General features: G+C 50.8%; 23 protein-coding genes. 16 read left to right on the top strand and 7 right to left on the bottom strand.

Translation table 11 applies throughout. The features are described 5' to 3' along the window. Positions 1 to 84 precede the first annotated feature (84 nt). Both J2I48_RS22345 and J2I48_RS22340 read left to right on the top strand, forming a co-directional pair. Positions 85 to 1,275: a tyrosine-type recombinase/integrase gene (locus tag J2I48_RS22345; RefSeq protein WP_207337729.1), complete on the top strand. Its 1,191-nt coding sequence runs from the start codon at positions 85 to 87 to the stop codon at positions 1,273 to 1,275. Between the two features lie 41 nt (positions 1,276 to 1,316). After that, positions 1,317 to 1,652, top strand: a complete 336-nt coding sequence (locus tag J2I48_RS22340) for a hypothetical protein (RefSeq protein WP_207337728.1) — start codon at positions 1,317 to 1,319, stop codon at positions 1,650 to 1,652. Between the two features lie 33 nt (positions 1,653 to 1,685). On the opposite strand, the gene J2I48_RS22335 is transcribed toward J2I48_RS22340, so the two are convergent. Beyond that, positions 1,686 to 1,931, bottom strand: coding sequence for a hypothetical protein (locus J2I48_RS22335; protein WP_207337727.1), 246 nt, complete (start codon positions 1,929 to 1,931; stop codon positions 1,686 to 1,688). Positions 1,932 to 2,444: 513 nt separating this feature from the next. Here J2I48_RS22335 and J2I48_RS22330 point away from each other — a divergent pair. The 8 genes from J2I48_RS22330 to J2I48_RS22295 all read left to right on the top strand — a co-directional run bounded on the left by J2I48_RS22330 (position 2,445) and on the right by J2I48_RS22295 (position 9,842). Further along, a complete protein-coding gene (locus J2I48_RS22330; protein WP_207337726.1) occupies positions 2,445 to 2,828 on the top strand; it encodes a hypothetical protein in 384 nt (127 codons plus the stop codon). 295 nt (positions 2,829 to 3,123) lie between these two features. Beyond that, complete coding sequence (locus tag J2I48_RS22325) at positions 3,124 to 3,480, top strand: hypothetical protein (protein WP_207337725.1); 357 nt, start codon at positions 3,124 to 3,126, stop codon at positions 3,478 to 3,480. Between the two features lie 430 nt (positions 3,481 to 3,910). Next, complete coding sequence (locus J2I48_RS22320) at positions 3,911 to 5,059, top strand: hypothetical protein (RefSeq protein ID WP_207337724.1); 1,149 nt, start codon at positions 3,911 to 3,913, stop codon at positions 5,057 to 5,059. 530 nt (positions 5,060 to 5,589) lie between these two features. Next, positions 5,590 to 8,085, top strand: coding sequence for a PKD domain-containing protein (locus J2I48_RS22315; protein ID WP_207337723.1), 2,496 nt, complete (start codon positions 5,590 to 5,592; stop codon positions 8,083 to 8,085). 416 nt (positions 8,086 to 8,501) lie between these two features. Next, positions 8,502 to 8,708: a YodC family protein gene (locus J2I48_RS22310; protein WP_207337722.1), complete on the top strand. Its 207-nt coding sequence runs from the start codon at positions 8,502 to 8,504 to the stop codon at positions 8,706 to 8,708. Between the two features lie 198 nt (positions 8,709 to 8,906). Further along, positions 8,907 to 9,071: a DUF4177 domain-containing protein gene (locus J2I48_RS22305; RefSeq protein WP_229376673.1), complete on the top strand. Its 165-nt coding sequence runs from the start codon at positions 8,907 to 8,909 to the stop codon at positions 9,069 to 9,071. A gap of 60 nt (positions 9,072 to 9,131) precedes the next feature. Further along, positions 9,132 to 9,377 (top strand): redox-active disulfide protein 2, encoded by a 246-nt coding sequence (locus tag J2I48_RS22300; protein ID WP_207337720.1) that lies wholly within the window; start codon positions 9,132 to 9,134, stop codon positions 9,375 to 9,377. Positions 9,378 to 9,647: 270 nt separating this feature from the next. Then, on the top strand, positions 9,648 to 9,842 hold the full coding sequence (locus J2I48_RS22295) for a hypothetical protein (protein ID WP_207337719.1): 195 nt from the start codon (positions 9,648 to 9,650) through the stop codon (positions 9,840 to 9,842). A gap of 119 nt (positions 9,843 to 9,961) precedes the next feature. Here J2I48_RS22295 and J2I48_RS22290 read toward each other — a convergent pair whose 3' ends face one another. Both J2I48_RS22290 and J2I48_RS22285 read right to left on the bottom strand, forming a co-directional pair. Next, positions 9,962 to 12,478, bottom strand: a complete 2,517-nt coding sequence (locus J2I48_RS22290) for a sialate O-acetylesterase (protein ID WP_207337718.1) — start codon at positions 12,476 to 12,478, stop codon at positions 9,962 to 9,964. A gap of 114 nt (positions 12,479 to 12,592) precedes the next feature. Continuing rightward, entirely contained in the window at positions 12,593 to 14,164 is a 1,572-nt protein-coding gene (locus J2I48_RS22285; protein WP_207337717.1) for a hypothetical protein, read from the bottom strand. A gap of 166 nt (positions 14,165 to 14,330) precedes the next feature. Between J2I48_RS22285 and J2I48_RS22280 the strand changes: the two genes are divergently transcribed. From J2I48_RS22280 to J2I48_RS22265, 4 genes are all read left to right on the top strand, one after another. Further along, positions 14,331 to 15,287, top strand: a complete 957-nt coding sequence (locus J2I48_RS22280) for a glycosyltransferase family 2 protein (RefSeq protein WP_207337716.1) — start codon at positions 14,331 to 14,333, stop codon at positions 15,285 to 15,287. Beyond that, positions 15,284 to 15,859: a WcaF family extracellular polysaccharide biosynthesis acetyltransferase gene (locus tag J2I48_RS22275; protein WP_207337715.1), complete on the top strand. Its 576-nt coding sequence runs from the start codon at positions 15,284 to 15,286 to the stop codon at positions 15,857 to 15,859. The genes J2I48_RS22280 and J2I48_RS22275 overlap by 4 nt, the downstream gene beginning before the upstream one ends. Continuing rightward, positions 15,856 to 16,632 (top strand): glycosyltransferase family 2 protein, encoded by a 777-nt coding sequence (locus J2I48_RS22270; RefSeq protein ID WP_207337714.1) that lies wholly within the window; start codon positions 15,856 to 15,858, stop codon positions 16,630 to 16,632. Before J2I48_RS22275 ends, J2I48_RS22270 begins: the two co-directional genes overlap by 4 nt. Positions 16,633 to 16,740: 108 nt before the next feature. Then, positions 16,741 to 17,958: a glycosyltransferase family 4 protein gene (locus tag J2I48_RS22265; protein ID WP_207337713.1), complete on the top strand. Its 1,218-nt coding sequence runs from the start codon at positions 16,741 to 16,743 to the stop codon at positions 17,956 to 17,958. 108 nt (positions 17,959 to 18,066) lie between these two features. Here J2I48_RS22265 and J2I48_RS22260 read toward each other — a convergent pair whose 3' ends face one another. From J2I48_RS22260 to J2I48_RS22245, 4 genes are all read right to left on the bottom strand, one after another. Further along, positions 18,067 to 18,480, bottom strand: a complete 414-nt coding sequence (locus J2I48_RS22260; RefSeq protein ID WP_207337712.1) for a DUF2147 domain-containing protein — start codon at positions 18,478 to 18,480, stop codon at positions 18,067 to 18,069. A 305-nt stretch (positions 18,481 to 18,785) separates the two neighbouring features. After that, entirely contained in the window at positions 18,786 to 19,256 is a 471-nt protein-coding gene (locus J2I48_RS22255; protein ID WP_229376664.1) for a response regulator, read from the bottom strand. A gap of 288 nt (positions 19,257 to 19,544) precedes the next feature. Further along, positions 19,545 to 20,822 (bottom strand): peptidase T, encoded by a 1,278-nt coding sequence (gene pepT, locus J2I48_RS22250; RefSeq protein WP_207337711.1) that lies wholly within the window; start codon positions 20,820 to 20,822, stop codon positions 19,545 to 19,547. 21 nt (positions 20,823 to 20,843) lie between these two features. Beyond that, positions 20,844 to 22,634, bottom strand: a complete 1,791-nt coding sequence (locus tag J2I48_RS22245; protein ID WP_207337710.1) for an ABC transporter ATP-binding protein — start codon at positions 22,632 to 22,634, stop codon at positions 20,844 to 20,846. 299 nt (positions 22,635 to 22,933) lie between these two features. Between J2I48_RS22245 and J2I48_RS22240 the strand changes: the two genes are divergently transcribed. Both J2I48_RS22240 and J2I48_RS22235 read left to right on the top strand, forming a co-directional pair. Continuing rightward, complete coding sequence (locus J2I48_RS22240; protein ID WP_207337709.1) at positions 22,934 to 25,555, top strand: DNA gyrase/topoisomerase IV subunit A; 2,622 nt, start codon at positions 22,934 to 22,936, stop codon at positions 25,553 to 25,555. Between the two features lie 180 nt (positions 25,556 to 25,735). Beyond that, positions 25,736 to 26,356, top strand: a complete 621-nt coding sequence (locus J2I48_RS22235; RefSeq protein ID WP_374758169.1) for a SanA/YdcF family protein — start codon at positions 25,736 to 25,738, stop codon at positions 26,354 to 26,356. The last annotated feature ends 105 nt before the right edge of the window (positions 26,357 to 26,461 follow it).

The following is a 26,461-nucleotide window of genomic DNA, read 5'->3' as shown; positions in this document are numbered from 1 at the left end:
CAAGAAATGAGAGGCAAGAAATAAGACGTAGTGGGCTATTCCATTTTCTTGTTTCTTGCCTCTCACTTCTTGCTTTTATAATACATGCTCACCATTTCCCTGGACCACCGCGACCCCGCCCTGCTCACTGTTACTTTCCCGACCGACCCCGTTGGTAACGACCTCATTGGCAACGTACCTGGCCGCCGCTGGAGCTACAGCCGCCGCTGCTGGACCGTGCCCAATACCCGCGAGAGCATCATGCAGATCGGGCGGCTATTCGGCAAAGACTACTGCCGGTTTGACGAGGCCGTGGTGCGGCTTTACAAACCCGACGCCACCCCCATCCAACTGGAACAGGCTACCAATCCGCCCTGGCCGCCCGCCCATGTGCCGCCGCCCAAACCCAGGCCGTTCCGCTACCGGAACGCCGGACCGGCCCCGCCCGACAGCGCGTTCAACAGCCACCCCGTTATTGTGGCCCTTTGCGAGACGCTGGTACGGCTGAACTACAGCCGTAAAACGCTTAAAAACTATCGGCAGGCCCTGATCGCGCTGATCCGGTATGCCGAGCCAAAACCCCTCGATACGCTCGATAAGGCCGCTTTTCAGACATACCTGCTCTTCCTGATCCAGAAAAAACGCCTCAGCCCGTCCACCATCAATGTCCACATCAACGGCTGGAAATTCTATCAGGAGAAAGTACTTGGCCGCGATAAAACGTATTACGACATTCAGTATCCACGCCTGCCCACCAAGCTCCCCACCGTCTACAGCGTGGTCGAAGTAAAGGCTATTTTCGCCGCTACCACCAGCCTGAAATACCGGACGCTGTTCAAGCTCGTCTACGCCACCGGCCTGCGCCTGAGTGAAGTGGCCCACCTCCGCCTTACCGACATTGACCGCGTCCGGCGGCTGATTATAGTACGGGGCGGCAAAGGGCAAAAAGACCGCGTGGTCATGCTCACCGACAAACTAGAAGCCGTTCTTGATGCATATGTGGTGGTTCATACCCCGCAAACCTATTTGTTTGAAAACGTAGAGACTGGTGAACCCCTCGCTACCCGGACCATTCAACTCGTCTACAGCGATGTTACGCGCTATGCAAAACTGACCAAACGCGGCGGTATTCATTCCCTGCGGCATTCATTCGCCACGCATTTGCTGGAATCGGGCATGGACATCAGAAATATCCAGCAGCTACTGGGCCACGAGAGCATCCTGACCACCATGCGCTACACCCACGTCACCGCCGACAAAATCAGCACCTTCAAAAGCCCTCTGGATGAATTGTAATTAAGAGCAAGCGTCAATATCTTTGGACAAACACCTACGGAATGACACCTGATAAACGCCTTGACCAACTTGAACCTGTAATCGGTGAGTTCGCCGCCCAATTAGATCTCCACACCGCGCAACTTCGCCGCGTCAATACCGGTATCGCCACCCTCATCGAGACCACCAGTCACCAAAGCGACGATATCAATTTCCTCCTGCGCGGTCAGGCTGACCAGCGAGAACAGATCGCTAAACTTGTTGCCGGACAGGCCGCTCTAGAAGCCGGGCAAGCTAAGTTGGAGGCTGGTCAGGCCGCGATAAACGAACGGCTCGATGGGTTTGGGCATACGCTGACGGCCATCCTCAACGCCGTACAAAAACCATCGGGAAATTAACTATACGAGTGAATCAGCACCGTCAAAAGCCCGTTAGATGACATATAACGGGTTGATCGCTACGTGTTTCCGAAGCATTGGGCGCAGTTGCGACAGACTAAAAAAACGGCTTTTCAGCACGTACCCGACTGTGTATCGCTTGACCGCCCGTTTTAGAGCGATTATCTCGCCCCGTGCATTGAACCGGTAGAGCCGACCCTGCGCGTCAAGGAAATAGTTGGGATAGCCCTCAATATCCCAAACCCGGTCGGCGGCAGCAAGTACCTGTTTCTGTTTCACACTACGTTTAATAAAGATAGTTGGAAGTAAAAATAGCATTTCTGATCTTGTCAACACGTTCGCTCAATTGTGACGCTAAAATCAGATCACAGAACTATAGCGCATTGATAGTTAATCCAATGTAGTTCCGCAACCTTGCGTACTTTAACTTGTTGGGTGACCCGTCCAAGCATGGGCTTGTGCGTGTTCCATCGGGCGTGCGACAGGTTGCACGGCTCAGGGGCTGTTCGGCGGTGCGTAGTCCGGCTTTTGGTCGACACTTTGCACGCCTGAGTGGGGCAAGTTTTGAGGTTTCCAGGTCCGGCTTTCCGTTGACAATGCAAACGCCTGATTGGGCGGCTTTGGTGCGTTAGGCGGGTTCGGCTGACATTTTGTACGCCTGAGTGAGAAAATTTGAGGGCTTCAAAATTCGTTGCTCTGTTGACAGTGCGCACGCCCCCGTAAGTATAGTTGACAGGAGAGTCTATTATTAGAGAGTTTAGCTGCGTAAGTGAAACCTTAAATATAAATATTATGAGAATTTTTTTCATTATTATTCTGTTAGCTACTTTGGTTAGTAGCTGTCAAAAAGCCCCTGATTATTCAGGTATTTGGGTTTCCTCAGACGACCCATATAGATTTGAGATTACCAAAGTCAACGAGAAAGTTTATAATTTGAAGTATTTTGAACCTAAATCCGGTACAATTGAATCTAAAGCTTCGGGAGAATACGAACTTGACACAAAAGACAATTCAATTGTTCACATTTCACCTTTGGTCCCATCTAAAGATGGAGGATTTGATAAGAACGGTATTCCGTTACCACCTACCCCGCCAGAACCTCCAAAAGAATTTAGATTGAAATTATCTGATGATGGAAGATTATATTCAGGGAACTCCTTCTATACAAAACAATGATCTCAGCAGTGAATCTTTCAACCAGATAGAGCAGATTTCGTAAGTGCTTTGTGCTTCGCTCCGCGCTGCTGCCTTTTCGGTCGACAAGGGGCGCGCCTGCGGAGCCAAGCGGGGTCATCCCAACTCAGGCGGGGGTGTAAAGGCTCGCTTCGCTCCCCATCACCCCCGCGAGTGTTGGGTGGTCCACCATGTGAGTAACGTACCTGTGTGCAAATAGTTGACAGTGAGTGGTTTGTCTGGTGCTCAGTGTAGCGGGCGACAGGAGAATGTCTCTGTCATTAAGATCATAAAGCTGATGAATCGGGTTGTCGTCGTTGACCAAAGTTTTACCATAACCGGCAGAGGGAGTATAATTACACTCCAACATGTCCACCAAGGACTTGCCGAAGGGACGGTGCTAAAATCAGAACTAATCGGGCAATGCTGGACAGTTAAAAGCCGGGTGATGTTCACCCATTTGGTGGACAAGCACCGGTTTTTTGATAATGAACTAATCAACTATATGACGCTATCAAGGGCCAGTTTAGCTAAGCGTAGTGAAGCAGATATAGAGGTGCTCAAACAGGAACAAGCGCACATGTTTCAGTATCTTGTGCAGGGCATTTCTCATGAGCAGCAGCCCAAAGTCGGCGACTCACTACTGGTTGAGTGAGTAAGCGTTCGCTCTGCGGGGTCGTGTTACCTGCGACAGGTGCCACTCGAAGTGCTGCGTGACTGCACCCAACGATCCAAGGGTGAAAAAGCCCGTGGTGGTGTCGCGTTTCCTGACTGATCTTGGGGGCACATCAGCCCTTGGAGTTGTTGGGTGGCCCGTCCATCAAGTGTCTGCATTTCCGGGTTGCGGTCGACAGGTTGCAGGCCGCAGAGGTTGAGTCTTTTGCTTTCATTTCTGGGTTCTTGGCGACAGATTGCACGTCTCAGAAATTAGGTTTTTGCTTGTTCGGCGGATTGCGGGCTGACAGGCTAAATGTCCCTGATTGTAGGCTTTGGATTTGCATATCGTGTGCGACATAGGAGACATTCCGATTGAATGAGTCAAAAAATGTATCATATCTTGTTGTAAATTTTAACGTTCTTTTAAAATGGAATTTGTAGGAGGAGCAATATTCGGAGCATTAATAGGAGTTCTTTTTACATCCCTCTTTCAAAAATACGTCGATAATAAAGTTGAATGGGCTGGACGCTTCACCAGAGGGAAAATTAGAAAACTACTTCCATCTAAAGTTGAGCAACCGGACAAGAAATTTTCTATTGGTGATATTGTTTTAGAAGATTGTAGATTATTAGATGGAATAGACTCAGATTACAGAGTTAATATTCAACATTCTGATGAGTATGTACATCTACCAGACGACCTACAGAAACTTTCTCAAGATATAAAGCATCAAAATGAAGAGCGAGAAAGAAAGGGTGAGCGACCTATTTTCCAAGACTTAAAACCTTTTGGTATAAAATCTTTACACTTTAAAAGGGACGAAGCAACTGGAGAACATAACGTGTGTATTGTTCGTACATTACGGTCAAGTTTTTATAATTCATTGATAACAAAAAATTTAAACACAATTTTGCCGGACGGCCAAACAGTTAAAGCAAAATATTATGATCAAATCATCGACAATCCTTATGAATTGTCACCTAACAATTTCAATCTCATTCATGCTTTAGGTGTTAATATCTTAATTATTACCAAGGATAATCAAGCCATTATTAGTAAACGAAATGCTCAAAATGTTGCTTCATCAAGTGGGATGTACAGTATATCTGTATGCGAACACTTAAACGAAGAAATAGTCGATTTTGACATTAACAGAACTATTCAGGCAAAGAAAGTTGCTAAGCACGGAATTCTTCAAGAATTAGGAATTACGGAAAATGAAATTATAGGTGATGTAAAATTTTTTGCTGTTGGATTCATGCCTTCATTATGCCATTATGAAATTATTGGGATGGCATATGTAAGTCTTGATAGCAATCAAATAGAAGCATCCATACGGAATATTGCTAAAGATGGTAGCTACGAAATATCCAAAGTAGAATTTGTAGAATTTACTCTGCCTGAGGTTGTTAATTTTTTTAAAACTACAAATCTCATTCTAACGGAATGGTTAGTTGCCACGTTAATTATTTGCCTTCAACAACAGTTTTCCTATATGTCTTTCAGAGAAATAGCAGAGAGCTTTAGAGGGGAATTTTGGAAAAACTCGTTTAAGGAACGAGTAAGTAAAGCGTAAAATACGATTTGTCATTGCGTTGTGTGCGCTCTGCGTGGGGTAGCTGTCGGGGGACAGGCAGCAGGCCGCAAAGTCAACGCGGACAGCCCAACCGGGCAGGGATGTAAAGGCTCCTACGTCGCCATCAACCCCTGCGGTCGTTGGGCCTCGGCCATGTATTTGCTTTCAAGGCGGCTTCGGTTGACAGGCTAAGTAGTTCATTACCAGCGTTCTTTGCTTTCATTTCACAGTTTCCTGCGACAAGCCAAACACGAGTCGAGGCAACGTACCTGAGTGCGTCGGCGGCAGCGTTTGACAAGCCAAACTCGTCGACATGGGCCGTTTTGGTGTGGCAGCGTCGTTCGACAAGCCTAACTTGAGCGACAGGAACGTACCTAGCTTCGCGTTACAGGCTCCGCGTTCGGGGCTTCGCACGGATCAAGCAACGGATAAGCGTAAATATACCCCTTTCGGGGTATTTCAAGCGAAATCAACCTTGGCGAAGTTTGTAACGACATATAGGATTGGAGCAACCCTAAACAATTGACTTTATGAAACTCTCACAAGTAAAATTACTCAAAATTTGCTCTTTTATTGTAGTATTATTCGGAGTTATCACCTGTAAAAAACAAGAACAACCGACTCCGCCAGAACCTCCTATAAAACTTGGAGCGATGATTAGCGAACCGCTCAAAGAACTAATTACTAAAGAAATTCCTTCAACTGGAGGTACTATCAATGTTTCTGGTAGTGGAACAAAGGCCGATGGTTTAAAGATAGATATTCCCACTGGAAGTTACTCCAAAAACAATACTATTAAAATAGCTGTCTCCTCCATACTAAATCATACGTTCGGTGAGTACTTCAATCCTGTTTCTTCTTTAATTCACATTGAAGATAATATCACTGATATATCTAATAAATTAATTACTATTTCAATTCCTATACAACTTCCAGAAGGTCATTTTGCATCGGCCTTCGCATTTAATGCCGACGAATCTTTAGAACTTTTACCTACTGTTTTGTTAGAAAAGAATAGAATTGTTATCCAAACCAATCAACTCAGCACAATTAAAAGCTTTAAAAATGGCCGAATTACTGTCACACCCGGTTTGAATATTATTGTCACCTCAGTTTCTCAAGATAAGTTAGATCAGCTTACATTCAATTCAACTTTTACGCCAACTGTTGATGATTGGGAGTTCGCCAACTATGGAACAGAATACAGCCCTAAAGGTATTCCAAATGGGATGGCTATTGGAGCTTACTACTATTTCACTAACATCAAGAGTAAAACAGGTAAACAATTGTTTGGTAATGATCAATTAGGTAAATATCTTCTACCAGCATCAATTGGCAATGATAAAGATATATTATGGATGGACAATGCATTAGGCTTAACTTTTGCATCCAAAGTAGAAGTTCTACGGGAAGGTGATAAGCTATTTCCCTATCAAGAATATTTCCCTAACAATTTTCAAAAGAATTCTTATGATATATTGACTTTCTATAATATTTCCTATAATTGGCTTTTAAATGCTCAAAAAGACCCTCAATTATTAGGTTTATACGATAAAACAAGTAATGTAATTGTGACTGTAGTTGTGACAGGAAAAACAAAAACAGATTTGTTAATCGCAGACCCTAATTTTCCTGGTACTACGCGCACTTTATCCTTCGATAGAAGTTCAGGTTTTAAAAATTATGATTCAGGTTTACTGGCTACAAAAATAAAGAAGTTCGACCAATTTGCTTGGTTATCACCAGTATTCATTAACAAAACAGAACTCGATAATTATTGGACTTCTGTGAACAACCGGACGCTATACCCTATCAATTCATTCGTCAATGAATATGAAATATCAACCGCAAATGGCAAGCAAAAATTAGTAGATGGAATGGCTGTAGCTACTAGTTTTAATGTGATCGGCATTAGCAATAAAGTAGATGACCAAAATGTTGACTTTTCTCTGGTTGATACGAAAGGGAACAAAATTCCAGAAAGAAGTAAGCAAAACCCTTATGGTCTTAGTGCAGATGGAATCCGTTTTTATGAACTTCCAGCCGGTACTAACACTCTTGGGGTATATCGCAAAACCAAATATTCATTGGATGGGGAGTTTAAATGGGCAGATTTCAAATGGTTTACGATTAATTCTGAAGAATTGAGTATATCTAGCTCTACAGGAGCACCTATTAATCAACAAGGTCAAGTTGATACTGATTATGTTTTCAAAGTTGGCGGGTCTACATATAAACCCACCTCCGATACGCAATTTGAATGGGACTTTGGCGATAACACACCTCCAACAAAAGTTACTGGTATTGCAGAAGTAAAGCATAGTTTCAAAAGAGGCGGCATATTTACTATCACCCTCAAAATAAAAACTGGCAATATAGTTTCAGTTATAATGATAAATGTTAATATAAAGTCGAACGCTCCAACACAAGGTTATGTCACTATAAATATGCCGGATTTATACGAAATCAGGGAGGGAACTCCCACGCAGAATATTTTACAAACAGCGAATGTATACTCTTACACATTTTCCGTGCCTACTACTGGATCGAGTTTTATAAGCAATTGGATAACAAATGTTGATTATAAAAAAACATCCCTATATCGTTTTTTTGAGTTTAGTGGCAAAGAATCTAACATTAATTTTCTACTCGAAACGATAAAGGTTGGCAAAATTAATTTGATTCAACAGAATTATTGTAATGGGGAATTTTGTAGTGCCTTCGATTTAACTATGCCGCTCAATATCTTTTCATTTGGATACAATTATTTAATTTCTCCTTTTGATTACAAAAGAGTAAGCTTCGAAATTACAAATATAATTCCTATCGACGTAGTTGTACCCGCCACTGGTTACACTTTAAAATCTGTTGTAGAAGGCTTAATACGTCTGCAACCATCATCAGAGAGAAATGCTAATGGTTTTACAAACTCATATCTACAGAGCAAGCAAACAAAATTTAGCACTGAAGTTTATTCAAAAGATGAGATAGTTATTAAGTTTAGCATGCCTCTTTATGAATTATAGTTTTGAAAGGACTTGGTAAACATACCTGAGCGACGGCAACTTTTGACAAGCCAAACTTGGTGGTAAGGCAGGTTTTGAGCGGGACAGCGTACCTGCGATATACCGAAGTTGATAAGGAACGTACCTGACTTCGCGCTCGGCGGCTTCGCGCATCGTGGCTCCGCGCTTTGTCCCGCCTCGGCTTTTGCGGGTCACTCGTGGGGCAGGTTTCCGCTGACAGGATAAACTCCTGTGAGGTTAAGTTGGGATGCCCAACGAAACAGGGGTGTAAAGGTGTGGGTACGTTCGTTTGTTTCAAGTATCTTGCTCACCATCAGCCCCTGTGGGAGTTGGGTTTATGGGGCAAGGTCCTGGCGATAGGCCAACCGCTCCGAAAGGTCAGTTTCGGGCTTCAGGCTCGGTGAAAAAATAACACAATGGAACAAATCTCAATTGGTAGCGTAGTCAAACTTAAATCAGGCAGTCCTCTAATGACCGTCACGGGCTACGGAACGAAATACGGAGCCGGTTCTATACTGAAGACTCTGGTGGAGGATAAAGAACAAGTTAAATGTCAATGGTTTGATGCAACAGGGACTTTGCAGGAAGATACATTCCCCGTTGCTTCCTTGCAGTTAGCTTAATCAGTTGTGTTCGCGCTGCGTGGGTTGGCTTTCCGGCGACAGTGTTTGTGTCGGGCGGCGGACTTATGTACGTGCCAGCAATCACTAGAATTAACTAATTTGTGGTCGTTCAGCGACGTACCTGAATCATCACAAAACTGAGTTCAACTCATGAAACAATACAAAGTGGAGGCGTTAGTCTACTTCTCAGAATTATCTATGAACGCTAAACGCAACGCTGAAAACCTCGCCAGCAGGTCGAAAGATGAGATTCAGACCAAACTGGAGCACTATGCGGCGCAGGGCTACCGCCTAGCCTCCACAACATCAACAATGTCTGATTCAGCCCTATATGTGCATCTATTTTTTGAGAAAGATCAGTGAAGCCCATGCTCAAAGCTCCGCAGGGCGGGGGCCTGTTAATCTACTTATTTTATCGAGTATATGAACAGCAAAAAACTACAAGACATGAGCCGGGAAGAGCTGCTTAAACAGCAGAAGTCGATCAAATTCGTAACCGGTTTATTTATTGGCGTCCTATCCGTACTGCTTGCCATCACCCTCTATCAAACTGTCACACAGGGTTTTACTTCTCTTCTAACTGTTCCTTTCGCCCTGTTGCCTATTCTGCTGGTCAATATCAATACCCTCCGGCAGATCAAACAGGAGCTAGCCAATCGGAAGGCGTAATCTTAAGCAAAAGATAAACCTCTTAGCTCTGTTTGTTGGCGATTACGCGTAACAGGAATTACCTGTGTACACCATGTTGAAGTGCCCAACGTAGCTAAGAACAGGAGATCAATTGTACGTTTACACCGGGCCGCCGGAACAGGTGAAAGAAGGCGAAACTGTCTCTTACTGGTAATCGGGCGGTCTGCCGCTGCGGTCGACGGCACATTGAATAAGTATATCCTTCAGCTTTAAGCAAACATTCACACCTTTTAAACCTAGTTTACAGGCATGAACAAGAATACGATATGGGCAGGCGTGGGTATTGCCCTTGGCAGTTACCTCTATGAAGTAGCCAACAATTTGTATCAGAAGCTGGCTTTGGGCTCAGCTTTGGTTGACGTCAACTGGTTACGAATCCTGTTTCTTGGTCTGTTCAGCCTAATCATCGTGAGTCTGCTCAATCGGCGAAAGCAAACCAATTAGTCACCCGCTCTACATGGCTGTGTGTCTCCGGCGACAGGAAAATCCCGAAGTGCTGGGTATTATCTAGCGATACTAAAGAAAAGAGTAGGTTGCCCATATCCAGGCCATCTGATTTTAGCCTATTCTACCAAAAGTCGTTGCCAGAGCAGGTGGGTGGTGCTGGCAATATTGAGCAGGTAGAGGCCAGGACGAAGACTAGCAGTGGGGAGTTCGGTCTGGGTAGTGGGTAGTACCGTGCTGGTTAACACGCGTTGCCCGGTCAGGGTCCAGATGGTCAGTTGCAAGGGCGTTGTGGCGGTGCCCCGGGGCAGCAGGAGCCATAGGGGTTGCCCCACCCGCAACGGATTTGGCCCCACCCGAATCGTGTCGGCGGGGGTTTCCATGGCAAGGGGTTGTTCAATGACTACGGCGGCTGTGGCGGTAGCCAGGCAACGACCCTGTTCTACGGTAAGGCTATAGGGGCCGCTCAGGTTTGGCGTGAGGGCAGTCTGTGTTAACGTAGTGCCCGTAGCCGTATACCCCGCCGGACCACTCCACCGGGCTGTAAGTGGTCCCATGCCCAGCTGAGTACCCGTCACCACCGCCGACAGCGAGAGTGTCTCCCCAAACGGAATGAGCTGAGCACCCGCAATGGCCACCGACAGCGCACAGGGCGTTTGCACCGTAACCGTGGTCGTGGCCGTTGCCGAACACACCCCCTGCATGGCCGTGACCGTGTAAACGTTGGTCGATGATGGTAAAAGGCCACTAATAGCCAACGGGTTAGTTTGATTTCCGGCAACCCCTTCCCCGGCCCATCGCAGCAATACGCCGTCGGTAGCAGGCAAAGCCCCCGTCACCGTAGCCGAGATTGATGCCGTAGCACCAATGGCCAAAGTACTGCTGCTCCCCAGACTGACCGACAGCGAACAGATAACCGGCAATTGGCCCGCTACCACGTTGCTCAGCTCTGACTCCGACACCGGGCTTACTAACCGCAGCCGGTACTGATATTGCCCCAGGGCACTGGCTGGGGGCTTTTCGCGGTAAGTAGTGGAACTGGCGGGCAGGGTGGCAATGGGCACAAAGGGCGTTACACCAGCGGTGGCCCGTTCCAGCACCACCTCGGTGGCAGCGGTTGTCGATCCTGTCCAGGACAGGCTAATCTCACGAGTGGCGGTGTTGGACAGCAGGCTCAGGTTTGTAATGGCGGGCAACGCCCGAACCACGGCCACTTTGTCAAAACTAAATGCCCGCATCCCCCGTGTATTTTTCAGCACCGGGCCGTCGTAGAACCCGTTTTTGGCGTCAGAAAAGAAAGGCGGGAGGTAAGTAAGCGTCTGCACAGGTCCTGGCTGACGAAGCACAAGCTGAACCCGGTTACCCACGGCCCGGCCGGTGCTGATGCGGCCGGTTTGGTTGTCCGGGTAAAATACGTCGGCCAGCAGCCGGGCGTAGCGGCCATTGCCGTGGTCCTGCACCGAGTCGGCGGTCCAGACCAGTTGCATTTCTGGCTCGAAAACAAGCGTCAGCGTGTCATGTTGGCTGTTTTGAATCACCTTACGAACATTCGGCGAGTTGACCTGAATCGTGTCTGCCTGCCCGTACAGATCGCGCAGCACCTGCCGGGCCTGTTCGCGGGCAATTTGCGCATTACCTTCTAAACTGTAATGGATGCCGTCGTAACCCTGGGTACCTACCGTAGCAATGTTTTCCAGCCCACTAGGGTATATCTGTTTCAGACGTCGTTGAAAATCACGCAGTTCGCCTGCGTTGTCCTGCCCCCGGGCCATGATATTAATCTGACTCACGTACATACGCGGGGCGGTGCCATAGTCTTTCCGCAGGTTCTGGTAAAGCCGGTCGAAACTGCTCTGATAGCCTAGTGCCGACGAGCCTGCTTCGGCTTCACCCTGCTTAAAGAAAATGGCTTTCACCTGCCCCTGATAGCCCGCCCAGCGGGTGCGGTAGAGCATTCGGCCGTAGAACGTGGTGAGGTCAGTGGGGCTGTTGGCGTTACGGTCATTGAGTTGATTGGCACTAGCCCCTCCCTCAGCGCCATTGATGAGGCAAATGGGAATGTTGGTTACGGCCATGATGGCCTCGGCCATGTAGAGGCCAAACGCCCCCACCGCCCCATAGGGTTGGTTGGCGGGGTACCACTGCATGGCGCTGGGGATGTCGGTAGCACCATAGGCATAGCCACACTGCCGCATATACTGGTCATTGATGCTGCTCTGGTCAAGGCCACCGAGGCCAATGGCGTTCGATTGCCCATAGATCACAAACACGTCGCCACAGAGCAGGCGCTTGCGTTCGGCCAGCAGTACCGAATCGCCCGTGGCGCGGTAGGCATACAGGCTAACGCCATATTCGGCCCGCTCGGCCCGAATGGTCGGGTCAAATCGGAAGGTGCGTGTGTCTGAGATTGTAACCCGCTGCTGTTGGTCCGGTTTCCCTGCCCGGGTCATAAAGCAGGCCACTCGCACAATGGCCGGGTCTGTCACGCTGCCTTCAATGAGCACCGTGGCGCGGCTGGTACCGTCGCGGGCGTAGAGTTGCCGTTCGTAGGGTAGAGTCTGAAATGAAGCCAGCGGCTGTCCAAAAACGGGAGAAAGCATGGACACGTAAAAAACACCGATGTATAGAAGCTTCATTGACGTGGACGGTACGGACAGCATAACAGCCAATCGGAGCTGTTTTCCAACAAAAATACACCACGATGCCCGTAACTTCATGGCTAAGCCGCTGATACAAAGCGCAGCGGTGGTTCAGGCCACGCCACGCAGTTGATCTTCGGTCAGCGTAGACAGCGCAACAGGGGGCCGTTCGCCGAACGTATTGCGAAGGAGCAACCACAGGAATACCAGACAAAAAACCGCGTTGATATACCCATCTACCAGGCTGAATTCGAGGCCATAACCCCGGTGGAAATACTGCTTCATGATGTAAATGACTACCCCCACTAACAGCGTGAGCAGGCCGCCAACCCCACAGATCATCACGAGCGAGTAAACAGCGCGGCGGTGTTCGCCAACGGTCAGTAGCATAACCAGCAGCAGGCCCATATACACCCGATCCATGCTGCCGTCGGTAACCGACACCGTCAGGAAATAAAGAAACAGGCTGGCCGTAAACAGGCTGACAGATAGCCGCCCCCGCAGAAATCCAATAACGGCCGTTCCCAGAAACAGGACGCTAAACAGCTGTTTCACCAAGGTCCAGTGCACTGGCAGTAGGGCCATTACCGGTTTCCAGGGCGATGCAAACAACACGTAGGTAGTACTAAACGCCAGCCTCGCTTTAATCATCAGCAGGATGTCGGGTACGAACGGTACAAACCAGATTCCTGCACACAAGGCAGTGACGGCCCCAAACTGAGCTGCCTCACCCAGGGCCTTTGCCGATGGCCAGCTGACTAATGGTCCCAACCGGGCTTGCCGCAGTAGCAGCCACCCGGCAAAGTAAGGCACCAAAAAAACACCCACGCCCATGTAAGCAATTGACATGCCCAGCAGCGCCGGACTCACCAGGAGGCGGAGCCGCGCAGCTCTTTGGTGGAAGAAGCACAACGATGCCACCATGAGCAGACTACAGGTACCCTTGGTTTCCAGAATTACGGTACCGGCTTTTAGTAGCACCGGCGAGAGGATGACTAAACCCAGCACATAAAACTCAATGGTGCGTCCGGCCAGCCCCCGGCGTAGGTAGGCCAGCCAGCCCGTAGGCACCTCGCCCGGGCGCAGAGGTAGCAACATGAGCCAGAGCCACCAGTAGGCAAAGCAGCCCAGCAGGGTGTCAAGCACCGAGAAGCTCAGCCTGAACGCCAGCGTAGTAGGCCACCAGACGTCAAACACGCCGTAGAGTAGCAGACTCAACGGCAGGTGGGTCGACGTATGGAAATTCCAGTCGGCGGGGATACTGGCAATGGGGGGCAGATAAGCGTAGTCATCGTCGCGAAGCTGTGCTCGCAGGGCAGGCTGGTTGGTCGGGTCATAGGTACGAATGTCGTGGCTAATTACGCTACCCGACTCCATCGTGAGGCAGGTGTCGGCAAAATGACTGCTCATGGGGGTGATGGCCACCAGGATCAGCCGCACCGCCAGCCCTAGCCCAAAGGTGAGTGCCAGACCCCGGCGCAGGGCCAGATCAGCCTGCCACCAAAACAAAAAGAGCGCCCAAAGCAACCCTATCACCGTTAACCCCGTCAACAATAGAAATACTTGCTGAAGGCTGTGGCTACCCAGCCAGAAATGACTTAGTGACCTGACAAGTAAGAAACCGGTAAGTGTCAACCCAGGGATCAGCCAACGCAGTTGGTGGCGTGGTAATGTAGTCATCATACAAATAGTTACAGTGGTATATTTTTAAAGATAGCAAAGCACCCGTAACCATGTATCATTTGATTACCTGAGTGCCGCAGTGCTTTACTGTACGGTAGGCAAATGGGGGTTTTGCTTCATAAAGTGCCGGATTTTCGATAAAATTGCACTCGCCAATTTCTCGCGTATGAGCGGCTTGTCCGTAATAATACTCACCCACAACGAAGAAAAGCACATTGCCCGCTGCTTAACCAGTCTGCGTTCTGTTACCTCGCAGGTCTTTATCGTTGACTCCTTCTCTACTGATCGTACCGTCGAGATTGCGCAGGCTATGGGGGCCGTAGTGGTGCAAAACCCCTGGACTACCTACGCCGTGCAGTTTAATTACGGCATCAACCACACGCCGTTCAAGACCACCTGGCTGATGCGGATGGATGCCGACGAGTACATCCTGCCCAACCTTGCCGAGGAAATAAACCACCGCCTGCCCACCCTCGATGCCGACGTTACGGGCATATATGTGAAACGGCGCGTCATGTTTCTAGACCGCTGGATTCGGCACGGGGGCTATTACCCCATCTGGCTGCTGCGGCTGTGGCGGCAGGGGCAGGGCATCTGCGAACAAACCTGGATGGACGAACACATCAAGCTGGGCGGCACCACCGACGCCCCGCCCAAAACGGTCGAGTTTACGCACGACCTGGTAGACCATAACCTCAACAACCTGACCTGGTGGACCCAAAAACACAATAACTATGCCACCCGCGAGGTGATCGACCTGCTCAATATCCGTTACAATTTCGACGAAACCGTGCGGGTAACGCCCCGGTTGTTTGGTACGCAGGAAGAACGCAAACGGTACCTGAAAGAGAAATACGCCTCGCTCCCACTCTTCACCCGGCCCATTATCTATTTCCTGTTCCGCTATATCGGGCAGTTTGGTTTTCTCGACGGGCGAAAGGGGTTTGTCTGGCATTTCCTGCAAGGCCTCTGGTACCGCTTTCTGGTCGATGCCAAGCTGATGGAAGTGTATCACCATACCGGCCACAACAAGCAAGCTATCATTGCGTATTTCAAACAGGAACACGGACGCGACCTCACAGTTGGAGTTCGGGACGCAACGAAAACCGCCACCAGCCAATGACCACACCCACGCCCGTTCAACAGGGTCAGACCGATTTATCGGCCTATGACAACCGGTGGTATACGCCTGGCCCCCGCTGGAAAATTGTGCTCTGGCATTTCACAAATGCCTGGTTGTTCAACTCCTATGCGCCATTGCCCGCCCGGCTGAAAGTAAGCTTGCTACGCCTGTTTGGTGCCCGCGTAGGGCAAGGGGTGCTTATCAAACCAGCCGTCAACATCAAGTACCCCTGGTTACTCTCCATTGGCAACCACGTCTGGATTGGCGAGCAGGTCTGGATAGATAACCTCGCCGCAGTCACCATAGACAATAACGTTTGCCTGTCGCAGGGTGCCATGCTTTTGACCGGCAACCACAACTACCAGCGGCCCACCTTCGACCTACAGGTGCGCTCTATTGTGCTCGAAGCGGGGGCTTGGGTAGGTGCCCGCGCCACGGTCTGTCCGGGCGTACGGCTACATACGCACGCAGTGCTCGCGGCAGGCTCGGTAGCCACCCGCGACCTGGCTGCGTATACCATCTATCAGGGTAATCCGGCGGTGGCTGTTCGGCAACGCACCATTACTCCATGACCATTTCCATCATTACCGTTGTGTACAACGGGGCCGATACCATTGCGGACGCCATTGAGTCTGTGCTGGGGCAGTCGTACGCCCCCATCGAATACATTATCATTGATGGGGCATCGACAGATGGCACCACCAGTATTGTGCGCAGCTATGGGGAGTGCATCAGTCGGTTTGTATCAGAGCCAGACCAGGGGCTATATGACGCTATGAACAAAGGAATTGCCGCAGCCACCGGCGAGGTGATCGGGATTCTGAACGCCGACGACCTCTATCGCCACTCCGACACCATCAGCCGGGTTATGGCCCTGTTTCAACAGCCGGGCGTTGATGCGGTATATGGTGACCTGGTCTACGCCCAACGTGAACAGCCAGACCAGATTACCCGCTACTGGCAGGCGGGCAGTTATCGGCCGGGTGCTTTTCTGAAAGGCTGGATGCCCCCCCATCCAACCTTTTTTGTCCGGGCGGCGCTTTACAGGTCGTTGGGTTTATTCACCACTAGCTTACATTCAGCAGCCGACTATGAACTGATGCTCCGGTTTATTCACAAACATCAGATTCGGGTGGCCTACCTGCCGGAGGTAGTGGTGGTCATGCGGATGGGCGGGGTCAGTAACAGCAGCCTCAGTAATCGCCTGCGGGCTAATCGTGAAGACCGGCTGGCATGGCAACTAAATGGGTTGAAACCTCATTGGCTGACGCTATGGCTTAAACCACTACGTAAACTGGCCCAATTTTTTCCGTGGACAACCCGACCGTTCACTAACCAATCCTGAAGATTAGCCAATGGAGCTTGGTAATCAAGCGAAAAATACAATTTTTGTCCCCCCGGAGTTGTTAACCTACAGCCTCGTTACCCGTTCCGAGCATTACTCACCTATCGCATGAACCCTGATCTACTACTAGCCTACATCCAGCAAAAGCTTACCGAAACAGCCTTTCAGCAGGGCCTCTATCAGGTATTGATGGCCTTTCTGGTAGCTTGTTTTGTGGCCGTGGTATCTATTCCGGTTGTCATTAAAATCACGGAATTGAAGTCATTGATGGAAAAACCGGGCGAGCGCCGGTCGCATTCGGTGCCTACACCCACGTTTGGCGGAGTGGCCATTTTTGCGGCCGTGCTCATCAGCTATTTTATCTGGCCCATCAACGACCCCCGCGACCTGTACTGCACCAACCTGTCTATTGTGGGGGCGGCCATCCTGTTTTTCATCGGTATGAAAGATGACCTGGTGGGCATCGATCCGAACAAAAAGATTGGTTTTCAGCTCCTTAGCGCCAGCAGTCTAATCTTCTTGGGCCACCTGAAACTGGATTACCTCTATGGCATCATGGGCTTCCACTACATTACCGACGTGGTCAGCATCATGTTAACCTGTTTTGTATTTATTGCGCTAACCAACGCCATTAACCTCATCGACGGTATCGACGGGCTGGCCGGCGGTATTGCCACCATTGCCAGCATCACGTTTGGCAGCTGGTTTTTGCTCTCGGAACACTACGCCATGGCTACTATGGCCTTTGCACTAGCGGGCGGGCTTGTGGGGTTTCTGCGGTTCAATTTCTCGCACACCAGCAAGATTTTCATGGGCAACACAGGCTCACTACTGATCGGGTTTTTCCTGGCCTTCTTCGCCGTGCGGTTCGTGAACCTCAATACCACCTACCGTTTTGATCCCCGCAGCTTTTTCGATGCCCCCATCATTGCTATGGTTGTGCTGATCGTACCCATCTTCGATACGCTGCGTGTGTTTATGGTTCGCATCCTAAATGGCCGTTCGCCGTTCTCTGCCGACCGCAACCACATGCACCACATCCTGCTCGATAATGGCCTCTCGCACGCGGGAGCTACCGCTGTACTGTGTAGTGTGTCGTTGCTGAATACAATCCTGTTTTTGTTTCTGCACGGCAACATGTCCAATACCCTGTCGCTGCTGATCTTGATTGCTTCGTTTTTTGGGTATCTGCTGGTTGGCTTTCTGCTGAAAATGCGGGCGGTATATATTTCAACCCATCCCCGCCGCCGGGTGCTTGCCCTACGACGCGAATTTCAAAATGCCTTCACCGGCCGCGACGGTCGGCGCATTACGGATCTACTCTGAGAAGTAAGAGCCAGGAGGTAAGAAACAAGAGCCAAGAAAAAAGACGATGTCCAACTGTCGGGCACCGTCTTTTTTCTTGGCTCTCGTTTCTTACCTCCTGGCTCTTGGCTAACTGGTCGGCTGCTGCCGGGTCAGAACCAGTTCTTTGCTGAACATTTTCATGCCCTTATACACTGTAGCTACCAGCGTGTTGGGGTTACTCATGTGCATCTCCACACTGAATTTCATACCCGACGACGGATGAATCATGGTGCCTCCTGACCAGCTGTTGTCCGTGTAGGACAGGTTAGTCAGTACTACTTTGTTGCTGATGTTGCCATAGCTCGCCTGGCAACTGCCACTGATCTGCGCCATACGGCCAAAATAAAGTCCATTCTCACGGTAAATTTCAACACAGGTTTGTTTCTTGGGAAACAACCAACGGCCCAGAATTCGGTCGGCGTTGCTATCGGTCGATTGGCCGGTTGATATGGCAATCAGGCAGAGCAGAAGGCAGAACAAGGTCTTGCTAAGCAGCGTCATAGAGTCGGAAATAGTTGCAGTTGAGGCAGAAACAGCGGCGAATGCAGCTTAGTTTCCTGATTAACCAATCTTAATCCTAGTTTTATTATAGATTTAGTGGAAATATAAGCGTTCCAACAAAAAAGCCGGCGGAGAAACTCCGTCGGCTTTCCGCTTCTATCCACACCATTACAGAATGGGTCCGTTCGCTGCTGTGCAGTGCGGCACCACACTCTGCTATTCAACCTTCCCTTTGTAAAGGATCTTTATACAAAAAGCAGTAGTAAACTGCCCGATCGTAAGTCATGTTTAGTGGCGTTGCTGGCTTACCGGGGTAACTGTACAGTACCCAACCAATAGGTCCGAAGTGAATCCATCAACTCTACCAATTTTGTAAAGGTAATCGGTTTTATAACGAATGAGGAAGCGCCTAAATTGTAGCAGGTTGAAATATCGGTTTCGGCCGAAGAGGTAGTGAGCATCACCACCGGCAGCTGCCTCAGACCCGGCACCGATTTAATATAAGTCAGGGCTTCAATCCCATTCACTACGGGCATATTCAAGTCTACGAGCAGTAAGGTGGGCCGTTGGGGGGCATCAGGCGAATCAGACTGGCAATCTTTAAGGTACTGAATCAACTGTTCGCCATCTTCCACAAAACGTATCTGACCATTGAACGCGGTTTGCTTCAATGCCTGCTCAATCAGCACACGGTCATCATCATCATCATCGGCAATTAAGAGCAATGGCTTATGGATTTGGTTCATGGACGTACGTTTACGGGTGATATGCCGCATAAGTTGGCGTTGAAATCAGAATAAGCCAAATAGATTTACTTAAAGCGGTCAAATACAGGATAGGAGGCTGGTTATACCCCTTGTAACGCAACGCGCAGGCACAAAAAAAGCTACCCAGGACTCCTGAATAGCTTTCCGACTATATCCACACCATTTCATCTAACCAATTGGAGTTGGTTAGACATAGCTTCGTGAGAAGCAGTGCAAAAGTATTTGTACTCAATCACAAATCTGCTATATGTGGCATTAAAAAAATCTTAAACCCAACAGACCATTCGATTATGGTGCCTATTCGGCCCAAATCTGCGCCAGATGCACCACCACTTCAGCGGCTTTTTGCATATCCTGAACCGACACCCACTCCTGCCGCGAATGGAAGGCATGTTCACCAGCAAAGATGTTGGGGCAGGGCAAACCCATAAATGACAGCCGCGACCCATCGGTGCCGCCCCGGATACTGCGGCGGTTGGGTGTCAGGCCCGCCCGGCGTATGGCTTCCAGAGCCTTATCGACCACAGCGGGGTGACGGTCCAGCACTTCTTTCATATTGCGGTACTGCTCCGTTACCGAAAACGTGGCAGTTGAGTTGGGGTAGTCGCGGAGAACGCTGTTGAGCAGGTTTTGCAGCAACGTCTCGTGCGCGTGTAGCCCTTCGGTGGTGAAATCACGGACAATAAAATTCAGCGTTACGCGGTCCTGATTACCCTCTATGTGGGTGGGGTGTACAAAGCCTTCTTTGCCTTCCGTCGTTTCGGGCGAGAGGCATTTTTGCGGCAATCCGGCCAGGATATCGCCCGCAATTTTCAGGGCATTTTCCAGTTTGCCTTTGGCAAAACCGGGGTGCGTACTTACGCCCTGAATCACGATTTTCACCCCGTCGGCCGAAAACGTTTCGTCTTCCAGCGTACCCAATGATTCGCCGTCGATGGTGTAGCCGAAATGCGCATCGAGGCGTTTCATGTCGAGGTTGGCCGTGCCGCGCCCCACCTCTTCATCGGGGGTAAACAGTAGCCGTATGCGCCCGTGGGGCACTTCCGGGTTAGTCATCAGGTATTCGGCAGCGGCCATGATGGCGGCAATACCTGATTTATTATCGGCCCCGAGCAAGGTGGTGCCGCTGGCCGTAATGATGTCGTTGCCCACCTGCTGGTTCAGATCGGGGTGGTCGGCGCGGCGGATGACAATGGGCGCATCGGCAGCACTTTCCCTGTCTGGCAGTTGAATATCGCTGCCGTCCCAGGCGTGGTGAATAATAGGCTTCACGCCCGCCCCCGTCACGTCGGGCGAGGTGTCCATATGGGCGCAGAAGCAGATAGTGGGCGGTTGCAGCGTGGGCAGATCCGGGTCGCCTTCGTCCAGAACGTTGGCCGGAATGGTGGCGTAGACATAGCCAAAATCGTCCAGTTCGGCATCGGTGATGCCCAATTCGTGGAGTTCCGAAACCAGCAGTCGGCCCAGATCTTTTTGTTTTTCAGTAGTCGGCCCCGCCGTCGATTGCGGGTCCGATTGCGTGTCGATCTGCACATAGCGCAGAAAACGATTTACGAGGGATTCAGTGTTGATCATAAGTCAAACTTACCACTTCCCTCACACCTCCACGCTAGTTATCCGATTCAATGCATCGGATTGATGCCGCCACATCTCCCGGAAGATGGTGCTGCGCTGACGGAGGTCGGCGAAGGTACCTTCGTCGGCGATACGGCCGTTGTCGAGGATGTAGATGTAGTCGAAGAGGGGCAGCAGGTGCAGGCGGTGGAGGGAGGAAACCACGGCTTTATTGGTGAAGGTGGCCAGCAGGGCGTGGTAGATGAGGTATTCGGTTTTGGGGTCTACGCTGCTGGTGGGTTCGTCGAGCAGGATGATCTCACTTTGCCGGGCCGCCAGCAACCCCCGCGCCAGGGCCAGCCGCTGCTTTTGCCCACCCGACAGGTTCACGCCCTTTTCCTGAATGAGCGTATCCAGGCCGTCGGGCAAATAGGCCGCCACATCGGCAAAGCGGGCCATGTCGCAGACCTGAGCCACGTCCGCATCGGCGAAAGGCAAACCCAGGGTGATGTTATAGCGGGCGGTGTTCTCGAAAATCTCCGGCTCCTGCGGGAACAGCGTTACCGTGCCGCCAATGGTAGCCCAGTCGGTGCGGGTTTCGCCGTCAACGGTCCAGGTCACACCGTCGAGGGGGTTGTTGAGGCCACGCAGCAAGGTCAGCAGCGTGCTCTTGCCTGATCCACTTTCGCCAATAAGCGCCACGCGCTTTCCCCGTTGCAGCGTAACAGACAGGTTTTTGAGCGATGCCGGTTGCCTCCCCATCAGACCAGGGATGGCGGGATGTTCGTAGTAAAGATTATTAACAGAAAGCGTCTGCCAGGCCGTGGGTAGGGTGGCCGCTTCGGGTTGACGGTATTTGCCGTAGGCCTCGCCGATGCGGCGGGCGGTCTGCACGTCGGTGTTGTACTGAACAAGCTGGGTGTACTGCCAGGCCACGTCGTTAAATACGCTGGTGAACTGATTTACGTAGCCCAGCAGCGTCACCAACCCACCCACATAGAAGACTGTGCCGGGTACGTAATGCTGGTGGATGTAGCCCGTGGTGATGATGACGTAGATAACCGCGATAAGCATAGAGGCCACAAACCACTTCCATTCGTTGATCCTGATTTCGCGACGGAATGGCGGCTCAATGGCTCCCAGCTTGCCCGTCAGGCGTTGCTGCATCTGCCCTTCCAGCCGCAGGGTGAGCACCGTAATGATGTTCGACAGGCTGTCGTAGAGCGCCGATGACAGGTCGTGCTGCCGTTCGTTGGTTTCTTCCAGGGCGGCCACAAACGGCTTGTCGAACCGCCGAATGACCCAAACCGTAAAGCTCCCCAGCACCAGCCCCACGCAGCCGTAGAGCGGGGCGAAATAGAGCATGGCGCCAAACGAAAAGGTAAATTTGGCCACCACATGCAGGTAGGTAAAACCGTTTTCGAAGAAACTTTTCAGCGCATTGTAGGCCTTGTTAATCCGGTTGATGGTAGCCCCACTGTGGTGCGTTTTGTGCCACCCCAGCGGCAGGTGCAGGGTCTGGTGATACAACTCATCCATAAAGTTGCGGCTCACGTCAAAGGCCAGTTGCCGCTCCAAAATCCGGGCCGGGCCGTGGAAGGCCCACTCCAGCATTTTAAGACATAGAAAGCAGCCGCCATACCATACCGTGGTGGTCAATACCGTGGCCGGACTATGCTGGAGGTGGTCAATAAACCAACCAAAGAGCAACGGGTGCGACGCCCCCACCAGGTTGGCACCGATGAAGAGCAGGTATACAACGAGGTAGCGCCCGCGCTGCTGTCGGGCGTAGTGCCAGGCCGTACGCAGCAGGGCCACGTAGGGATTTTTCATAGGTCGGTAGGTAGTCGGTACGGTGTAGCAAAGAACACAAAAACAATGCCCATTTCATAGTAGGCCTATAGGATTTACGATGTACGATTAACGAATTACGATTTGGGCTGACGCAGGAGTACGCTCGCTTTAGCCCAAGTGCGTCAGCAACAAATCGTAATTCGTAAATCGTACATCGTAAATCCCTTCCACGTGTTTATTTCGCCGTTTTTGTGTATCTTTAGGGGTTGCAGCTCAGGCGGCAATGACCTATTTTCCCACCCCCATTTATTGACTAGTTAACGCGTATTTTTTGCAAGATGACAGACGACAATCAGGAATCTGCTGACCAAACAACACCTATTAATGAACCGACCGATGAGCTGCTCCATGATCAGACCGTGGTGTCGGGCCTCTATCAAACGTACTTCCTCGACTACGCCTCCTACGTCATTCTGGAGCGGGCGGTACCGGCCATTGAAGACGGGCTAAAACCCGTGCAGCGCCGCATCCTCCATGCCCTGAAAGAAATGGACGACGGCCGCTTCAACAAAGTGGCCAACGTGATCGGGCAAACGATGCAGTACCATCCTCATGGCGATGCTTCCATCAACGAGGCTATGGTCAACATCGGCCAGAAAAACCTGGTCTTCGACACGCAGGGCAACTGGGGTGACATCCTCACCGGCGACGGAGCCGCCGCGCCGCGTTATATCGAAGTACGCCTTTCCAAGTTCGGGGGCGACGTAGTATTCAACAATGACACCACCGAGTGGCAACTCTCGTATGACGGGCGCAAGCGTGAGCCGGTAACTCTGCCCGTGAAGTTCCCGTTGCTGCTGGCCATGGGGGTTGAAGGTATTGCCGTGGGCCTCTCCACGAAGATATTGCCCCACAACTTCAACGAGTTGATCGATGCGTCGATTCAGTTGCTGAAAGACAAGCCCGTAACCCTCTACCCCGATTTCCAGACGGGTGGCCTCATCGACGTAAGCAATTACAACGACGGTCACCGGGGTGGCAAAGTGCGGGTACGTGCCAAGATCGAAGAGCTGGACAAAAAAACGCTCGTGATCCGCGATATTCCCTTTGGCACCACCACCACGTCGGTGAAAGAGTCGATCATTAAAGCCAACGACGACGGGAAGATCAAGATCAAGAAGGTAGAGGACCTTACCTCGAAAGATGTCGAGATCGTGGTGCACCTCACCCCCGGCGTGTCGCCTGACGTGACGATTGATGCGCTCTATGCCTTCACGGACTGCGAGGTAAGCATTTCGCCCAACGCCTGCGTCATCATCAAAGACAAGCCCCACTTCGTGAGCGTGTCGGAGATTCTGCGCTACAACACCGACCAAACGGTGGCGCTGCTGAAGCAGGAACTCGAGATTCGGCGGGGTGAACTGATGGAAAAGCAACTCTACGCCTCGCTGGAGAAGATTTTCATCGAAAACCGCATTTACCGAAAAATTGAAGAGTGCGAAACGTTTGAGGCGGTTTTAGAAACAATTGACAAAGGCCTGAAGCCGCACAAGAAACTTTTCTACCGCGCCATCACCCAGGACGACCTCATCCGCCTCACCGAGATTCGGATCAAGCGGATTTCCAAGTACGACGGCTTCAAGGCCGACGAACTGGTGAAGCGCCTGGAACTGGAACTGGCCGAGGTAGAAGATAATCTGGCCAACCTTACGCGTTACGCCATTGCCTATTTCAAAGATCTGCAAAAGAAGCATGGCAAAGGCCGCGAACGCCGCACCGAAATCAGGGCGTTCAACACCATTGCCGCCAACGTAGTGGCCGCCGCCAACCAGAAGTTGTATGTGGACCGCGAAGGTGGGTTTATTGGCTATGGTCTGAAAAAAGACGAGTTTGTGTCGGACTGCTCCGACATCGACGACGTGATCGTGTTCCGGCGCGATGGCAAATGCCTGGTGAGCAAGATTCAGGAGAAGACGTTTGTGGGCAAAGACATCATCTACGTGTCGGTGTTCAAGAAAAACGACGAACGCAGGGTCTACAATCTCATCTACCAGGATGCCAAATCGGGTATTTCCATGGCCAAGCGGTTCCCTGTCACGGCTGTCACGCGCGACCGCGAGTATGACCTCACGATGGGCAACCCCAAGTCGAAGATTCTGTACTTTTCGGCCAACGATAACGGTGAGGCTGAGGTTGTTACGGTAAACCTGACGGCGCAAAGCACGGCCAAACTGAAGCAGTTCGACTTCGATTTTGCCACTATCGGCATCAAAAACCGGTCGGCGCAGGGCAACATTCTGACCAAATACAACGTCCGCAAAATCACGCAGAAAACCGCCGGGGCCTCTACCTTGGGCGGCGTAGACATCTGGTACGACGATCACCTCGGTCGCCTCAACCGCGACGAGCGGGGCCGCCTGCTGGGTAATTTCGACGCCAAAGACACGATCTTGGTGGTCTACAAAACGGGCGAATATGAGCTGACAAGTTTCGACATCACCAACCGCTACGAACCCAACGACGTGGCGATTCTTCAGAAGTTCGATCCTGAAACGGTGATCTCGGCTCTCTACTACGAGGCCGGGCTGAAGCTGAATTACGTGAAACGGTTTAAAATCGAGACGACGTCTGTCGACAAGAAGTTTAGCTTCATTGGCGAAACCAAAGGCTCGAAACTCTTCGCCGTCTCGGCCGACGCAACTCCGCGCATCGAATTGCAGTATATGGTGAAAGAGCGCGGGCCGGTGGAAAAGATGGTGCTGGAACCAGCCGGTTTCATCGACGTGCGCGGCTGGAAGGCGCTGGGCAGTAAATTGCCTTATGCCAAGGTGAAAGAAGCCAAATTGCTGGCCCCGAAAGTAGGTGCCGCACCAACCGTTCTTCCATCGGTAGCATCACCAATAAATGAACCCGAAGCCGAAACCGTCAGCGACGATGGCGGGCAGTTGGGCATATTTTAAAACTGGTTCAATGTTTAAAGTTTAATGTCTAAAGTTTAAAGACCTCGTGTAGATCAGATTGAACTTTGACCTTTAGACATTAAACTTTAAACTTTAGTTATGACCACTGCTCGCCCCGCCGACCGGGTGGCTGCCCGCCGCCGATTGTCGCGCCGCCTCACGCTGCGCGAGGGCAAGCGTATGGTCAAGCGGGTGCTGGCGGTGGTATTTGGCGGGGTGCTGGTAGTGCTCTGCTGCAACCTGTGGGTGGTGCAAAGCACCAAAAGCCAGATTTATTTCGACGTGCATAGACTACCCGCCAACGACGTGGGGCTTGTTTTGGGCACGAGCAAATACGTGAAAGGCGGCAAAGACAATCTCTTTTTCCGCTACCGCATGGAGGCTACCGCCCGCCTCTGGAAAGAAGGCAAAGTAAAGTACCTGATCCTGAGCGGCAACAACGATTCGGAGTTTTATAACGAGCCGGTCGATATGCAAAATGCCCTGCTCAAACTTGGCGTTCCCTCCGACGTGATGATTCCCGACTACGCCGGCTACCGTACGTTTGACTCGGTGCTGCGGTGCAAAGAGGTGTTTAAGCAGCACCACATCACCATCATCTCGCAGAATTTTCACAACGCCCGCGCTCTCTACATCAGCAATTACGAGGGCATCAGCGCCGTGGCCTTCGCCGCGCAAGACGTCCCCGACGGCTACTCCCTCCGTACGCTCATCCGCGAGTACCTCGCCCGCCCCCTCGCCATGCTCGACGTGCACCTGTTGCGCCCCCAAACCGAGATGGGGAATGTGCAGATAAAGTAAGATTTTAAATGTACAATGTACAATGAATAATGTACAATGGCTTCGCGCATTACACTTCAGAGCGCGAAGCCATTGTACATTATTCATTGTACATTGTACATTCCC

The organism is Fibrella aquatilis (assembly GCF_017353255.1).
Taxonomy (GTDB): Bacteria; Bacteroidota; Bacteroidia; order Cytophagales; family Spirosomataceae; genus Fibrella; species Fibrella aquatilis.
The sequence above is the reverse complement of the archived record's forward strand: the minus strand, read 5'-3'. Positions and strand labels throughout refer to the sequence as shown.

Coding starts and splice junctions, on each gene's coding strand:
- J2I48_RS22235 (WP_374758169.1), top strand. CDS start 25,736: ATGGTCAAGCGGGTGCTGGCGGTGGTATTTGGCGGGGTGCTGGTAGTG.
- J2I48_RS22310 (WP_207337722.1), top strand. CDS start 8,502: ATGGAACAAATCTCAATTGGTAGCGTAGTCAAACTTAAATCAGGCAGT.
- J2I48_RS22255 (WP_229376664.1), bottom strand. CDS start 19,256: ATGCGGCATATCACCCGTAAACGTACGTCCATGAACCAAATCCATAAG.
- J2I48_RS22325 (WP_207337725.1), top strand. CDS start 3,124: ATGAATCGGGTTGTCGTCGTTGACCAAAGTTTTACCATAACCGGCAGA.
- J2I48_RS22245 (WP_207337710.1), bottom strand. CDS start 22,634: ATGAAAAATCCCTACGTGGCCCTGCTGCGTACGGCCTGGCACTACGCC.
- J2I48_RS22290 (WP_207337718.1), bottom strand. CDS start 12,478: ATGAAGCTTCTATACATCGGTGTTTTTTACGTGTCCATGCTTTCTCCC.
- J2I48_RS22285 (WP_207337717.1), bottom strand. CDS start 14,164: ATGATGACTACATTACCACGCCACCAACTGCGTTGGCTGATCCCTGGG.
- J2I48_RS22330 (WP_207337726.1), top strand. CDS start 2,445: ATGAGAATTTTTTTCATTATTATTCTGTTAGCTACTTTGGTTAGTAGC.
- J2I48_RS22240 (WP_207337709.1), top strand. CDS start 22,934: ATGACAGACGACAATCAGGAATCTGCTGACCAAACAACACCTATTAAT.
- pepT (WP_207337711.1), bottom strand. CDS start 20,822: ATGATCAACACTGAATCCCTCGTAAATCGTTTTCTGCGCTATGTGCAG.
- J2I48_RS22295 (WP_207337719.1), top strand. CDS start 9,648: ATGAACAAGAATACGATATGGGCAGGCGTGGGTATTGCCCTTGGCAGT.
- J2I48_RS22260 (WP_207337712.1), bottom strand. CDS start 18,480: ATGACGCTGCTTAGCAAGACCTTGTTCTGCCTTCTGCTCTGCCTGATT.
- J2I48_RS22305 (WP_229376673.1), top strand. CDS start 8,907: ATGAACGCTAAACGCAACGCTGAAAACCTCGCCAGCAGGTCGAAAGAT.
- J2I48_RS22315 (WP_207337723.1), top strand. CDS start 5,590: ATGAAACTCTCACAAGTAAAATTACTCAAAATTTGCTCTTTTATTGTA.
- J2I48_RS22345 (WP_207337729.1), top strand. CDS start 85: ATGCTCACCATTTCCCTGGACCACCGCGACCCCGCCCTGCTCACTGTT.
- J2I48_RS22265 (WP_207337713.1), top strand. CDS start 16,741: ATGAACCCTGATCTACTACTAGCCTACATCCAGCAAAAGCTTACCGAA.
- J2I48_RS22300 (WP_207337720.1), top strand. CDS start 9,132: ATGAACAGCAAAAAACTACAAGACATGAGCCGGGAAGAGCTGCTTAAA.
- J2I48_RS22270 (WP_207337714.1), top strand. CDS start 15,856: ATGACCATTTCCATCATTACCGTTGTGTACAACGGGGCCGATACCATT.
- J2I48_RS22340 (WP_207337728.1), top strand. CDS start 1,317: ATGACACCTGATAAACGCCTTGACCAACTTGAACCTGTAATCGGTGAG.
- J2I48_RS22275 (WP_207337715.1), top strand. CDS start 15,284: ATGACCACACCCACGCCCGTTCAACAGGGTCAGACCGATTTATCGGCC.
- J2I48_RS22320 (WP_207337724.1), top strand. CDS start 3,911: ATGGAATTTGTAGGAGGAGCAATATTCGGAGCATTAATAGGAGTTCTT.
- J2I48_RS22280 (WP_207337716.1), top strand. CDS start 14,331: ATGAGCGGCTTGTCCGTAATAATACTCACCCACAACGAAGAAAAGCAC.